The 13,612-nt window shown below is 69.8% G+C and carries 16 protein-coding genes; 8 read left to right on the top strand and 8 right to left on the bottom strand.

The features are described 5' to 3' along the window. Nucleotides 1–25: 25 nt before the first annotated feature. Complete coding sequence (locus H976_RS25665; RefSeq protein ID WP_051276641.1) at nt 26–1,561, top strand: AMP-binding protein; 1,536 nt, start codon at nt 26–28, stop codon at nt 1,559–1,561. A gap of 3 nt (nt 1,562–1,564) precedes the next feature. Here H976_RS25665 and H976_RS0110305 read toward each other — a convergent pair whose 3' ends face one another. The 3 genes from H976_RS0110305 to H976_RS0110295 form a co-directional block, all read right to left on the bottom strand. After that, complete coding sequence (locus H976_RS0110305) at nt 1,565–2,380, bottom strand: maleylpyruvate isomerase family mycothiol-dependent enzyme (RefSeq protein ID WP_036225760.1); 816 nt, start codon at nt 2,378–2,380, stop codon at nt 1,565–1,567. Nucleotides 2,381–2,426: 46 nt separating this feature from the next. Continuing rightward, entirely contained in the window at nt 2,427–2,942 is a 516-nt protein-coding gene (locus tag H976_RS0110300; protein WP_027861472.1) for a VOC family protein, read from the bottom strand. A gap of 93 nt (nt 2,943–3,035) precedes the next feature. Further along, nucleotides 3,036–3,293 carry a hypothetical protein gene (locus H976_RS0110295; RefSeq protein WP_027861471.1) on the bottom strand — a complete coding sequence of 86 codons (258 nt, stop codon included), beginning with the start codon at nt 3,291–3,293 and terminating at the stop codon, nt 3,036–3,038. Nucleotides 3,294–3,369: 76 nt separating this feature from the next. Here H976_RS0110295 and H976_RS0110290 point away from each other — a divergent pair, with 76 nt between their 5' ends. Together H976_RS0110290 and H976_RS0110285 are read left to right on the top strand one after the other, a co-directional pair. After that, nucleotides 3,370–4,275: a LysR family transcriptional regulator gene (locus H976_RS0110290; RefSeq protein WP_027861470.1), complete on the top strand. Its 906-nt coding sequence runs from the start codon at nt 3,370–3,372 to the stop codon at nt 4,273–4,275. Nucleotides 4,276–4,360: 85 nt separating this feature from the next. Then, complete coding sequence (locus H976_RS0110285) at nt 4,361–5,548, top strand: ATP-binding protein (RefSeq protein ID WP_155918144.1); 1,188 nt, start codon at nt 4,361–4,363, stop codon at nt 5,546–5,548. Between the two features lie 200 nt (nt 5,549–5,748). Here the strand turns inward: H976_RS0110285 and H976_RS0110280 are convergent, their stop codons facing one another. Beyond that, nucleotides 5,749–6,006: an amphi-Trp domain-containing protein gene (locus H976_RS0110280; protein ID WP_027861468.1), complete on the bottom strand. Its 258-nt coding sequence runs from the start codon at nt 6,004–6,006 to the stop codon at nt 5,749–5,751. Between the two features lie 140 nt (nt 6,007–6,146). Here H976_RS0110280 and H976_RS30340 point away from each other — a divergent pair, with 140 nt between their 5' ends. After that, nucleotides 6,147–6,755: an ABATE domain-containing protein gene (locus H976_RS30340; RefSeq protein WP_027861467.1), complete on the top strand. Its 609-nt coding sequence runs from the start codon at nt 6,147–6,149 to the stop codon at nt 6,753–6,755. Here the strand turns inward: H976_RS30340 and H976_RS0110270 are convergent. From H976_RS0110270 to H976_RS30335, 3 genes are all read right to left on the bottom strand, one after another. Then, a complete protein-coding gene (locus tag H976_RS0110270; RefSeq protein WP_027861466.1) occupies nt 6,728–8,122 on the bottom strand; it encodes an MFS transporter in 1,395 nt (464 codons plus the stop codon). The genes H976_RS30340 and H976_RS0110270 overlap by 28 nt on opposite strands. Before the next feature lie 73 nt (nt 8,123–8,195). Continuing rightward, the gene (locus tag H976_RS0110265) at nt 8,196–8,762 is read right to left on the bottom strand and encodes a hypothetical protein (RefSeq protein WP_027861465.1); all 567 of its coding nucleotides are present in this window, start codon (nt 8,760–8,762) and stop codon (nt 8,196–8,198) included. Between the two features lie 57 nt (nt 8,763–8,819). Further along, nucleotides 8,820–9,101 (bottom strand): hypothetical protein, encoded by a 282-nt coding sequence (locus H976_RS30335; RefSeq protein WP_027861464.1) that lies wholly within the window; start codon nt 9,099–9,101, stop codon nt 8,820–8,822. Between the two features lie 16 nt (nt 9,102–9,117). On the opposite strand from H976_RS30335, the gene H976_RS0110255 reads away from it, so the two are divergent. Together H976_RS0110255 and H976_RS0110250 are read left to right on the top strand one after the other, a co-directional pair. After that, nucleotides 9,118–9,891, top strand: a complete 774-nt coding sequence (locus H976_RS0110255; protein ID WP_027861463.1) for an alkaline phosphatase family protein — start codon at nt 9,118–9,120, stop codon at nt 9,889–9,891. Between the two features lie 42 nt (nt 9,892–9,933). Next, nucleotides 9,934–10,122 (top strand): hypothetical protein, encoded by a 189-nt coding sequence (locus H976_RS0110250; RefSeq protein ID WP_027861462.1) that lies wholly within the window; start codon nt 9,934–9,936, stop codon nt 10,120–10,122. Here H976_RS0110250 and H976_RS28740 read toward each other — a convergent pair. After that, nucleotides 10,050–10,970: a LuxR C-terminal-related transcriptional regulator gene (locus H976_RS28740; RefSeq protein ID WP_051276639.1), complete on the bottom strand. Its 921-nt coding sequence runs from the start codon at nt 10,968–10,970 to the stop codon at nt 10,050–10,052. The genes H976_RS0110250 and H976_RS28740 overlap by 73 nt on opposite strands. Before the next feature lie 128 nt (nt 10,971–11,098). Between H976_RS28740 and H976_RS0110240 the strand changes: the two genes are divergently transcribed. Then, a complete protein-coding gene (locus H976_RS0110240; RefSeq protein WP_027861461.1) occupies nt 11,099–13,225 on the top strand; it encodes an acyltransferase family protein in 2,127 nt (708 codons plus the stop codon). 130 nt (nt 13,226–13,355) lie between these two features. Next, nucleotides 13,356–13,604: an SCO4226 family nickel-binding protein gene (locus tag H976_RS0110235; RefSeq protein ID WP_027861460.1), complete on the top strand. Its 249-nt coding sequence runs from the start codon at nt 13,356–13,358 to the stop codon at nt 13,602–13,604. The last annotated feature ends 8 nt before the right edge of the window (nt 13,605–13,612 follow it).

The following is a 13,612-nucleotide window of genomic DNA, read 5'->3' as shown; positions in this document are numbered from 1 at the left end:
CGGCGGAGTGCGGCAGACTGGGAGCGTGGTCTCGAACGACACCATCCCGGGACTGCTGTCCTCCGCCGTCGCCCGTGACGCACGCGGCACCTGGCTCCGCACCGACGAAGGCACGCTGAGCTTCGGCGGTGCGGCTGCCCACGTGGGTCGGCTGGCCGAGCGGCTCACCGATGCCGGCGTACGCCGCGGCGACCTCGTCGTGGTCACCGCCCGGACCACCCCGCCGTACGTGCTCGTCTGGCTCGCGCTGGCCTCCCTGGGCGCGGTGTCGGTGCCCACGGATCCCACCGGCACCCCCGACGAGCTGGCCGGTCTCCTGACGCAGGTGCAGCCCCGAGCCGTCGTGACCGACGCGGAGCTGCGCGCTGTCGTCGACACCGCAGCCGCCTCGACCCGGTCCCGGGTGCTCGACGTCGTGGACCTGCTGGGCGACTGGGGCACCGAGCGGGAGGTCGTCGAGGTGCCGGTGGCGGACGGGATCGATCCCTCCGACGTCGTCGTGCTGATCCCCACGTCCGGGACGACGGGACGTTCCAAGCTGGTGATGCAGACCCAGCGGGCCTATGCCTGGGCAGGCGTCGGATTCCCGTGGTGGATGGAGCTCACGTCGGCGGACCGGATGATGACGACGCTGCCGCTGTTCCACGTCAACGCACCGGCCTACTCCGTGCTCGGGTCGCTGGCCGTCGGATCCGGGCTGGTGCTGGTGCCCCGCTTCTCGGCCAGCGGGTTCCTCGACTCGGCACGGCGCCACGGCGCGACCGAGTTCAACGCGATCGGCGCCATGCTCGAGATCCTGATGCGCCAGCCCGAGCGCCCCGACGACGCCGAGACCGACCTGCGTCTGTGCTACACCGGCCCCTCCCCCGCGCGCGAGTGGCAGGAGGCATTCGAGGCGAGGTTCGGCCTGCGCGTCGTCTGTGGCTATGCGATGTCCGAGTCGCCGTACGGCCTGATCTGGCGGCACGGCACTCGACCGTTCGGCACCCTCGGCTCGGTGCGGCAGCATCCCACCCTCGGCACCGTCAACGAGGCCCGCGTGGTCGACGAGGACGGCACCGAGCTCGGCGCGGGTGAGACCGGTGAGCTGTTGCTGCGCAACCCGACGGTCACCCCGGGTTACTGGCAGATGCCCGAGGAGACGGCGGCCGCCGTGGTCGACGGGTGGATGCACACCGGCGACCTCGTCACGACCAACGGCGACGAGACCTACACCTTCGTCGCCCGCAAGAAGGAGGTGCTGCGTCGCCGCGGCCAGAACCTCTCCCCGCTCGAGGTCGAGGAGGCGATCCTCGAGCACCCGGACGTCCTCGAGGCGGCTGTCGTCGGCGTACCGTCCGAGCTCACCGAGGAGGAGGTCAAGGCGTTCGTCGTACTCACTCCTGGCGGGACCGTCGACTTCCCCACCCTGTGCATCTGGACCGCCGAGCGGCTCTCGGCCTTCAAGGTCCCGCGCTTCTGGGAGACGGTGGAGGCGTTGCCGCGCACCCCGACGTCACGCGTGGCCAAGCACCTCCTGCCCCGGGAGCGCACGCCCGAGGAGTACGACGCCGAGCAGTGAGCCTCAGATCGCGAAGAACAGGTTCAGGTAGCGCTCGGCCAGAGCGTGGTCTCCGCGGACGGTGCCCGAGTTCATCCGGTTGTAGGTCCGGAGCACCAGGCTGGCGGCGTCGAACTCGATCAGCGCCGGCAGGTCGTCGATCTCGCCGGGTCCGTAGGTCATGCCCTCGTTGCTGACCGACACCTTGTAGTCGCCGCCGTTGCGCCCGCCGACGCGGATGCCGATGTCGAACGGCTCGGTCACGGTCTCGGCCCGGCAGGTGCCCTGCCACAGCGCGAACATGAACGGCACCAGCAGGTCGGCCACGTCGCCGTTGAGCGCGTGCACCTGGCCGCGCCCCTCCCGCAGGTCCCACGTGTGCACGCCGTAGTCCATCAGCTGGCCGGCCGCGAAGAAGAACGCCGGGACCGGACCCATGTAGGCGTGGGTCACCATCATCCCGGTCCAGTCCTCGGCGCCGAGGGGCTGGAGGATGCCCTGCATCTTCTCGAAGTCCTCGTGCAGGCGCTGCACCATCTCCTCCTGGGACAGCGACCGGAAGGAGGTCGCGCCCTCGTTGGCGAGCTCGGCCATCACGGTCAACCCGTGCGGCGGTGCGTCGTCGCGCTCGCCGCGTGCGGCTTCGAACGCTCGGAAGTAGCCCTCGGTCGTGTCGACGATGTGACCGACCACGTCGCGCGTCGTCCAGCCCTCGCAGGCGGTCGGTTGCTCCCAGGTCGCGGGATCCTCGATCAGCCCGAACATCGCATCGGCCTGTTCGCGCACCACCCGCAGGATGATGTCCTTGCCCTCGAACGTCATGGCGTTCCACTCACTCATGCCCCACACCTCTCCTGTGATGAGTCAGGAAGGCTCGCCGAGTGTCCTACTCGTCGAGCTGGCGGCCGCCGAAGTACATCAGCGGATCGCTCAGCAGCTCGATCTGGATGCCGTCGGGGTCCTTGAAGTACATCGACTCCTCGATGCCGCGATCGGGTCCGGCGTACTCCACGCCGGCCGCGTCGAGACGCTCTCGGACCTGCTCCCAGCGGTCACGCGGGGAGGAGATGGCGATGTGCTGCACGCTGCCGATCGACTCGACGCCGGGGTCGAGACCCAGGCCCGGAAAGTCGAAGAAGCCCAGCAGGGTCTGGTTGCCGAGATCGAAGAAGAAGTGTGAGGAGCCCGGGTAGTCGCGGTTCTCGACCAGCTCGACGAGGGGGAACCCGAGCAGGTCCTGGTAGAAGCGGATCGTCGCCTCCACGTCGGAGCAGATGAAGGCTGCGTGGTGGATGCCTCGTCCGGGCGTGTTCCACTCAGCCGGCGGCTTGAGGTACTTCTCCCGGAGCTCGGCCCGGCGCGCCTCGAGCGCGACCTGCTCGTCCTCGGTGGGTTCTGCCACGGCCCGGCCACCCTTCGGCTCAGAAACTGGTGAGAGTTTCAACAACTCCGACTCTAGTCCCGAAAGGGTGGTCAGGTAAGGCCTCGGTGCGGGTCAGGAAGCGAGCTTGTCCGAGCGGTGCAGGTTGCGGACGAGCATCCCGCGTACCTGGTCGGCCTGGGCGCTCTCCTGGTGGTGGAGAAGGGCCATCAGGTCGTCGACCTCGGCGCGAGTGCTGAAGGTGGCCAGCTCGCGCTGCAGCTGGCGCCGGACGGCGCGCGCCTCACGACGCTCGCGAAGGTCGTCCCGCACGCTCGTGAGCAGGCGGCGCGAGAGCGACGCGGTGGAACTCGAGTGCGTGTTGGTGTTCATGGCTCTAGTCTCCGCTGATGCAACCCATACGTCCAATAACTGCAAGGCCTCGGATCCATGCGATAGCGTCATAGGTATGGAGACAGAAACCCTGCGCTGGTTCCAGCAGGTGGCGGACGGGATGACGGTCACGGAGATCGCCGACCTCGAGATGGTGAGCCAGCCGGGGGTGTCGCGAGCCCTGGCCCGGCTCGAGCGGGAGCTGGGTACGCCCTTGCTGCAGCGCAGCGGGCGGGTGCTGCGTCCGACGAGGGCGGGCAACGAGTTCAAGAAGCACGTCGACGGTCTGCTGCACTCCCTCGACGACGGGTACGCCGCCGTCAACGAGCTGGTCGACCCGGAGACCGGGACCGTGGACGTGGCCTTCCAGGTCTCCCTCGGCGGTTGGTTCGTGCCCACCCTGATCAGGGGATTCCGCGATGCCCATCCGCGCGTGCAGTTCCGGCTCCGGCAGTCCGACGACGCGCTCGGCTCCTCGTTCGTGGCAGGGGGTCGGGTCGATCTCGAGTTCACGGCCCGCCACCCGGGCAACCCGGACGTGCACTGGGAGCACCTCTTCACCCAGCCACTGGCCCTGGTCGTGCCCCCGACCCATCACCTCGCAGGACGCACCCGCGTGTCTCTCTCCGACCTCGCCGACGAAGAGTTCGTGATGGTGCGCCCGTCGTGGGTGTTGCGCACCCTGACCGACGAGATCTGTGCCGCGGCTGGATTCACACCGCGGGTGGCCTTCGAGTGCGACGACCTCTCCGTCGTACGCGGCTTCGTCCGCGCAGGGCTCGGAGTGGCCGTCGTCCCTGCCGCCGAGCCCGGGCGCCGCTCCCGGAGCTCGCACGCCGAGCCGTTGATCCGGCTGAGCGACGAGGGCGCCCACCGCGAGGTCGGACTGGTGTGGTCGAGGAGCCGCCGGCTCCTCCCCTCGGCCGAGCTCTTCCGCGAGTACGTCCTCGACACCGGACTACGCCGACTCGGCTCGCGATGACGACGAATTCCGCAGGGTCCCGACGCGCCGATCTGGCCTAGACTGACCCCTCGACCAGGGGACTGGGTCAACGGGGGAGGACGTCGTGAGAGACGTTGAGGCACAGCTCATCCACGACATGCAGAACACGGCGACCGTGCTGCGTGAGGCCGCCTCGCAGCTGCATCGCAACCGGGAGACCCTGCCAGCCGGCGTGGTCACGCATCTGACCGAGATGATGGACCGCCGCAGCGAGATGCTCGTCCGCCTGTTGGGGGACCTCTCCACCGCACACCTGGCCGAGCGCGGCGAGCTCGACCTGTCCCTGCAGCGGGTGTCCCTGCCCGAGGTCTGCCGTGACCTGATCGAGGAGCGTCAGCCCGTCCTCGGCTCGTCCCGCATCACCGTCGACGTCGCGGCAGATGCTCTCGTCGTCGCCGACCCCACCCGGATCACGCAGGTCCTCGACAACCTGGTCACCAACGCCCTGCGCTACGGCGGACCGCACGTCGAGGTCCGGGCCGTGCGCGAGGGTGCGCACGTCGTACTCACCGTGACCGACGACGGAGAGGGCGTCCCGGACGACCTCGTCGACACCCTCTTCGACGCCTACGTGCACGGCAGCAGCTCCCACAGCCTGGGCGGCAGCGGGCTCGGCCTGCTGATCGTGCGCCAGCTGTGCGAGGCGATGAGCGGCACCATCGAGTACGACGAGGACGGCGGGACGCGCTTCACCGCGACCTTCCCCGCCCTCCCCCTGCCGACTCGGGTGCTCGATCCCGACGTCGCAGCCGGACACTCGGTCGCCTTCTGGCACTGCGAGGACGACTTGGCGGAGAACCTGGTCGCATACGTCGCCAACGGTCTTGCCGCCGGTGAGGCGGTGCTGGTCGCCGCCACCCCGGCGCACCACGACCTCCTCGAGGACGGCCTGATGGCGATCGGCATCGACCCCGCGGCCGCCCACGCCTCCGGCCAGTACCTCCCGCTCGACGCCGACGCGCTGCACACGCACCTGCCGAAGCGCCAGCACATCGACCCGGAGCGCTTCGAGTCGATCATCGGGGAAGCCGTGGAGCGGGTCAGCGGACGCTGGCTCGGCTTCCGCGTGTTCGGCGAGATCGTCGACCTCTACTGGCGCAGCGACCACGACCACCTCGCCCTCGAGCTCGAGGCCTGCTGGAACGACCTGCGCCGCCGGCTGCCGTTCCCGCTCCTGTGCGCCTACGAGCTCGCCCCCGGCGAGAGCGCCGGCCCCATCTTCGACTGCCACGACACGGTGGTCTCTGCCTGACCGGCCGGGCGACCTCGCGCAACCGATTCCGAAAAGCCGCTTTAGTGCCCTAGACCACGAAATCGGGCGAGTCGCGCCTTTCGTGACGTTCAGCCATGATTCCACCAGCTCCCGTAGGTGACCCGAGACGCCGATGGGAGCGGGAACCGCCCGTTGACAGTGCCCAGGTCAGCGGGCGGTTTTCCGTTGTCCCGCAGCCTCTAGACGAGCTCGCCCTCCTCGGAGTCCTCCTCCTCGGCGTCGACGGTCCACTTCAGCTGGAACTCGATCTCCTCCTCGTCGTCGCCCAGCTCGTGCTCGATCGAGAACTGAGCGCGCACGGGGACGCGGATCCGCACCCCTGCCACCTGGATGCGGAAAGAGGTGTCCTGCTCGAGGGCGTCGGCCAGGCGCCGCAGCTTGGCCACCACCTCGGGAGTCGAGTAGATGCGTTCGATGTCGCGCGGTGCCCTGGCCATCGCAGCTGTCCCTTCGGTCCGGTGTGCAGGACTCGTGACGGTGCCAACCAGCAGGGAGCCGGGGTTCACCCGAGAGGGGTGATTGGGGAGCGCGGACGATCCGTGTGCCGACGGGCCGACCCTGACACACTGGACAGGTCATGAATGACCGGGAGCAGACCGAGACGTGGTCGTTGGTGGCGGGCGACCTCGCCCTGGACTTCGTCAACACGGTGGGCGGCAACGAATCGACCGCACACCTCGACGCCATCGCCACCTACGAGCTCCTGCTGGTGTGGTCGGTCCGCGTCGGCGCACTCGCGGAGGACCAGGCGGAGGCCCTGCGCCGACGGGCGCGCCGGCGCGCGGCTGAGGCCGACGAGGCCATGGCACGCGTCCACGCGCTGCGGGGCTCGCTGTACGACCTCTTCCTGGACCTGGCCACTGGTGAGCCGATCAACGAGTCCTGGGCCAACGTGCGACCCGAGGTCGCCGACGCGGTCGCTCGGGCGGAGCCCGTCAGGGACGAGGCGGGCATCCGGTGGAGCTGGGCCGGCGCCACCGAGCTCGACGCGCCACTGCTGCCCGTGGCCCACGCGGCCGCCACGCTGGTCACCAGCCCACAGGCGGCATTGCTGCGTCAGTGTGGCCGGTGCCGCTGGCTGTTCGTCGACCACTCGCGCAACCACGCGCGGCGCTGGTGCGACATGCGCACCTGTGGCATGGCGCAGAAGGTGGAGCGTCAGGCCGAACGGCGCCGCGAGTCCTGATCCGGGGCGTCCGTCGCGCGGTTCAGCGACCAGAGTGCGAGCGCGGCACCGACGGCCACGACGCCGGCAGCGCCGACCTGGACGGGGCCGAAGCCCAGACCGGTGCCGAGCAGCGTCAGGTAGATCGCGGCGGCGACCCCACCCCCGACATGGCTCATCGACTCGAACATCGCCGCGACCGTGCCGCTCTCGTCGTTGTCGACGTCGGCGAGCACGTCGCGGGTCAGGCCGACGAAGACTGGTCCTGAACCCGCTCCCCACAGCACCAGCCACGGCACGAGCAGGGCCGGCTCCTGCGGTCGCGACAGCGCGAGTCCGCACATCGCGACAGCACAGAGCACGAGGGAGACGGTCGTCACCCGGCGTACGCCGAAGCGCCGCACGACACGCGGTGACAGCACCGCGCTGGCGGTCCCGACCACCAGCATCGGCGTCAGGAACAGGCCGGCACCGGAAGCGCTGAGACCGTACTCGGCCTGCACGAAGAGGCTGCCCACCACCACGAGGGCGGTGTAGCCGGCGCAGTAGGCACCGAACGCCAGGCAGGTCCCGACCAGGCGGCGCGAGCGCAGCAGCCGGGGTGGCAGCAACGGGTCATCGGCCCGCCGTTCCACGACGGTGAGCCCGACCAGGCACAGCAGGGCGATCGCCAGGGCGCCGCCGCCGAGCGCACCGTCGCCGTGTGCGACCTGTTCGACCCCGAGCAGGAGGGCCGCCAGGCCAGCGGTGGCCAGCAGGGCGCCGGCCACGTCGAGGCGCCGACCGACCTCCCGGTCCCCCGCCGGCGCCGGCACCACCCGACAACCGACCAGTCCGAGCACCGCGGCCGGGACCGTGACCAGGAAGATCCACCGCCATCCCCACGTGTCCGTGATCAGGCCGCCCAGGACAGCGCCGGCGATCGCGGCCAGCCACGCCGCGGTGGCGATGACCGAGTAGACGCGACTCGCCCACGGCTCCTCCTCGAACAACGACGAGGCGAGCGATAGCGCGGCCGGGAGCGCCGCGGCCGCCGCCAGCCCCTGTACGACGCGGCCGGTCAGGAGCACGCCGACCGACGGCGACAGCCCGGCCAGCAGGCCACCGATGATGCACAGGCCGAGGCTCCCGATCAGCACCCGGCGTGCGCCCAGCACGTCGCAGGCCCGGCCACCGAGCATCATGAAGGAGCCGATGCTGATCGAGAACAGGCTGACCACCCACTGCAGCTCGCCGGGCTCGAGGTCGAAGTGCTCGCCGATCGCCGGCAGCGCGGTCGCGACCGAGAGACTGTCGAAGAGCACGCACAGCTGGGCCACTCCGAGCACCGACGCCACGGCCCAGGCGTGGGCACCCTCGAGCGTCCGCGACGGCATGATTCCGTCCATTGGCCTCATACTGGAATCATGCCGGTGCCGGCCGGACTCGGCAACCGGGTGGCCGCGGGATGGACCAGACCGTTCAGCGGTCCACCGACTCCCGGCGCCGCCGAGCGCGGAGTACGACGAAGCCGGCACACAGCGCGCCGAGCGTGCCCAGCGAGAGATCGCCGAGGGTGTCCTCGTACGCCGTGTCGAGCTCGGTCCCGTGCCGGATGAAGGTCCACCACTCCCCCAGCTCCCAGCCGATGGCGAGGACCGCGCCGAGCCCCGCGACGAGCACGACCAGCGCCCAGTCAGGGCGGACCTCATCGGCGACGAGCAGGCCGATCCCGGTCAGCAGGAGCAGCCAGTTGATCCAGTGGTTGAAGTCGTCCCACCACACGACGGTGTCGTAGAGATCGAGGCTGTTGCCGGTCACGTCGATCAGGAAGGGCAGCATCACCAGCGTGAAGGCGCCGTACGGCGGAGGTGTGTCGCCGTCTCGCCGGCCTACGACCAGCCACCAGATCGCCGGGGCCAGCAGCATCATCAGCGGGTACGCCACCAGCCGGGCACCGAACGCCTTGTCCGCGAACCGCTCGATGCCCGGCCACCACTCGGCGATCGCCAGCTGCGCGACAGTCGAGACGAGCACGGCGGCAGGCACCCAGAAAGGGCATGATCGGCGGTTCACGACGCTCATTGTGCGGTAGTCAGGTTGCTGTCAGGTTCGTCGTACGACGATCGCAACCCGCAGCCGGGCACCGCCGAGCAGGGAGGACCCCACCGTGACGACGACCGTGCAACGAGCCGCCGCCGCGGCCGGGTGCGCCGCCCTGCTACTCGTCGCCTCGGCCTGCGGAGCGGCCAACCCCCCGAGCGCTGCCCCGGCGACGCCGAAGTCGACCCAGCACACACCGACGCCGACTCCCAGCCCGACACCGACCCCGACACCGACCCCGACACACCAGGCCACGCCCCGGAACACCTCCTCGACCTCGGGCATCTCCAAGGTGCTGGTAGTGATCGAGGAGAACCACTCCTACGCCCAGATGAAGCAGGGGATGCCGTTCCTCTCGCGCCAGTCGGAGACCTACGGGTACGCCACCCACTGGACCGCGCTGGCCCACCCCAGCCTGCCCAACTACCTCGGCATCGCCGGCGGGAGCACCTTCGGCATCCTCGACGACCGGTCCCCTGCCGCCCACACCTCCGACATCGGATCGGCTTCGTCCGTCTTCGACCAGGCCATCGCGGCCGGCAAGACGGCAGGGACGTACGCCGAGAGCATGCCCGAGAACTGCCACGTCTACGACTCCCCCGACCGCTCGGTCGGGACGCCGGTGTACGCCGTCCGGCACAACCCGTGGACCTACTTCACCAGCGGGCGCAGCAACTGCCTGACCCACGACCGCGATCTGACCACGTTCGCCGGCGACGCTTCCCGCAACGCCCTGCCCGACGTGGGGTTCCTGATCCCGAACCTCGTCCACGACGCACACGACGCCTCGCTCGCGTCGGCCGACACCTGGCTCGAGCAGCAGCTCACGCCCGTGCTGAAGAGCACCGACTTCACCAGCGGGAAGCTGGTCGTGGTCGTGACGGCCGACGAGGACGACAAGCACTCGGGCAACGTCGTACTCACCTCGGTGCTCACCCCGCGCCTCCACCACCGGGTGGTGAGCAGCCCGCTCACGCACTACTCCCTGACGCGCTTCATCGCGCAGGTGCTCGGGGTGAAGCCGCTGCAGCAGGGCGCCACGGCCCCCGACCTGAAGACCGCTTTCGGACTCTGATCCCGGCCACCTGGCCACCAGCCGACGTGAGAGGCTCGACCCATGGCCTTCACCGTCGAGTTCACGTCCGGGGAGTCGAGCGAGTACGACGACCGGGCGCGCTACTCCATCGACGGCAGCGGCGCCCTGCACATCACGGCACCCGACGAGCGGTCGATCTACGCCGCGCACGCGTGGCGCAAGCTGGTCGAGCACCACGACCCGCGTGAGCCCAGCTCACGATTCGTCTGAGACCTGCCCTCACTCACCGCCAGCGACCACCCACGCGAGCCCCGGTCGATCGGGGCGTCGTAGACCACCTGGTTGGGTCGCGCCTCTGCGCCGGCGCCGGTCGATCGATTCACCAGGCCGTGCTCATCGGCCAAGGCAACGGCGCGCAGGCGGTCGGAGACACCCAGCTTGGCGTAGACGTGCGCCAGGTGCGTGTGCACGGTCCTTGGCGAGATGACCAGGGCATGCGCGATCCCCTGGGCGGTGAGCCCCTCCGAGAGCAGTTGGAGCACGGCACGCTCCCGGCCTGTCAGCCCCACCGGGTCATGATCGGTGTGGACGCGCGCGAGGATGGTTGTCTGTCGGCTGATCAGGGCGATCAGGGGCTGGATGAGCCTGGCCAGTCGGACATCGTCTGCTGAGTAGTCCTCTCCGGACTGGGCGAGGACGAACGCCCGGCTCCCGCTGGGACCGATCTCGTAGGGGATCGAGAGCTGGCGCTCCAAGCCGTAGGGCGAGCAGAGCTCGCGGACCAGCGCGAACCCTCCCGCCGGAACCAGACGCCTCGGCACCCGCTCGATCGTCATCGGTCGTGGATCGAGTGTCGCCTGGAACCAGAACAGGAGTGGATGGGTCGAGCGGTTGGCCCGGGACCAGGCGTCGAGGTCGGCACCTGCGAGGCCAAGGACCGGATGGCTGAGGTCGAAACGGAACGAGCCGTCCACGTCCTGGAAGTGCCACGAGGCCAGGGACTCGAAGGTGGCACTGAGCTCGGTCAGGAGGCGATCGTGCGGCATCGTGGCGCTCGGGAGAGTGACCAGGTCGGCGGCGAGATCGAGCCATCGCGCGTTCTGGGTGCGTACGTCCATGCCGACCTCCTGTGTCGACAAAGCACTCTCGTCAATCGGTAATTCTACGGATTCCTGCGCGCCCGGTGAAGTGGCGACGCTGAGGCAGCGCGTTCCTCGCGCCAACGGGCGCTCGGACCGGAGGACAGATGGACGAGGCGGGTGCACAGACCACGGTCGGGGGCAAGCAGATCCTCCCCGCCCTCGCACCACGCCCGGACGTGCAAGGACTCCGTGCGCTCGCCGTGTGCGTCGTCATCGTGGGGCACGCGCACATCGCCGGGTTCACCGGCGGTTACGTCGGCGTGGACGTCTTCTTCGTCGTCTCGGGCTACCTGATCTCCACGCTGTTGCTGCACGAGGCGACGAGCACCGGGCGCGTCCGCGTCGGTGCCTTCTACGCGCGCCGGGCCCGCCGGATCCTGCCCGCCGCCGGGCTCATGCTCGCCGTCACCTCGGTCTTCGCCGCCGTCGAGCTGCCATGGTCGCGAGTGCCGGCGATCGTCGGTGACTCCCGCTGGGCGGCGTTCTTCCTCGCCAACGTGCACTTCTCGCAGGTCGGCACGGACTACTTCGAGCAGGACCGAGCCACCTCACCGGTGCAGCACACCTGGTCATTGGCCGTGGAGGAGCAGTTCTACCTGGTCTGGCCGTTGGCGCTGCTGCTCGTCTTCTGGCTGTTCGCCCGACGTCGGCTGCTCGTCACGCGCATCGTGCTGGTCACGGCGTGGAGTGCCTCCCTGGTCTGGTCGGTCTTCCTGACGGACAGGTCTCCCGTGGCGGCGTACTTCTCCTCGGCCACGCGGGCCTGGGAGCTGGCCACCGGCGCCCTCCTCGCCCTCGCTGGTCATCAGCTGAGTCGACTTTCCGCCTGGGCGCGGCACGTGCTGGTGGTGCTCGGGATGGCGGCCATCGCCGCTGCCGTCGGGTGGTACGACGAGTCGACGGCCTTTCCGGGGTGGCACGCGGCCCTGCCCGTCGCCGGCGCCGCGGCACTGCTCGCGGCCGGCGCCGCGGGACCCGTCGGTGCCGGGCGGGTGCTGACCCTCCCGCCGGTGCGCTACGTCGGCGACATCTCCTACTCGCTCTACCTGTGGCACTGGCCCGTGCTGATCATGGGCGCGTTCCTGATCGGCCATCGGCCGGACGTGCGGCAGACCGCGGCGCTGATCGTGGTCATGGGCGCGGTGTCGGTCCTGGCCTACCACCTCGTCGAGAACCCGATTCGACACCAGCGGCTGCCCGGGCTCGGTGGCCTGCGCGGCCTGGCGTTGTGGCCGGTGGTGCTCGTCCTCGTCCTTGCGGTCAGCGGTGGCGCGGCCAGCTACGCCCAGCGCCGTTTCGACTCCCGGTTCCAGGCGGGAGCGGAGGAACAGCTGGACCCCCAGCTCGCGGTGCACCACACCCGCGGCGCCAGCGGACGAGCCGACCTCCAGCTGCCCGATCCAGACGTGGGCAGTCTGATCGATGCCTCCCTCGTGGATGCCGATCACCGACGCCCGATCGCCTTCCCCCTGGCCAACTTCAAGCACCTCGGCAGGGACCTGTGGCAGACGAAGTTCGACTGCTACGCGGGATGGGAGGACCGCAAGGTCCGTCTCTGCCCTCGTGGCGACCGTCGGGCAACCCGCACCGTCGTCCTGTACGGCGACTCCCACGCCGGCATGTGGCTGCCACCCCTCGACCTGCTCGGCCGGCGCGACGGATTCCGGGTGATCCCGCTCATCAAGCTCGGCTGCGCACCGTTCGACGTGAAGCAGCTGCACGGCGGCGCCCCGCTGCCCGCCTGCCCACCGTTCCGGAGCTGGGCGCTGGACCGGATGCGAGTGCTGCGTCCCGATGTCGTCGTGGTGGCCTACCGCGGCCTGTTGGAAGTCGTGGCGCCGTCGGGTCAGAGTGTTGAGGAGGCGTGGCGCGCAGGGGCGCGGACGAGCCTCCGTGACATCGCGACGTTCACGCCGCGGGTCGAGGTCATCTCCGACATCACCTCACTCGACTTCTCCCCCGGCGACTGCCTCACCGCACCGCGGTCGAACACGGCCTCCTGCACGCAACGCCAGCAGTCGGTGACCGAGACCGGGAACGACCTCACCCGCGACGCGGCACGCGCCACCGGTGCACGCTTCATCGACGTCACCGGTCTGGTGTGCCGCCGCAAGCGATGTCCCCTCGTGGTCGATCACGTGGTCACCTACCGCGACCCATGGCACATCTCCCTGACCTGGAGCAAGGTCATCGCGGCCGAGCTGGGTCGCAGGCTGCGCCTCCAGGGTTGAGAGGCACTGTTCCCTGTGCCCATTCAGACGGCCCCCCGGGGCGCTGGTGTCGACCAGCCCGACCGCACCGTTGCCTGCTCCTCCGGACCGGAGCAGAGTTGGCGCACCTACTACCGAAAGTGGTGCCGTTATGCCCGAGTTCATGGACGTGCACACGCAGATGGCGGGGGTCACCCCCGAGGCGCTGCTCGACGCACACAAGGCCGACCTCGCGATCCAGGACGACGAGTCAGTCAACTTCAAGCATGCGTGGGCAGACCCCGAGTCCGGCATGGTCTTCTGCCTGTCCGAGGCACCGGACGCCGACGCCGTGCAGCGCATCCACGCGCGCGCCGGACACCCCTACGACAACATCTACCCCGTGCCGGTACAGGCCTGACCCGAGAA

The sequence above is a fragment of the Marmoricola sp. URHB0036 genome, from assembly GCF_000426045.1.
In the GTDB taxonomy this organism is placed as follows: domain Bacteria; phylum Actinomycetota; class Actinomycetes; order Propionibacteriales; family Nocardioidaceae; genus Marmoricola.
This window is presented reverse-complemented; position numbering and strand designations above follow the sequence as displayed.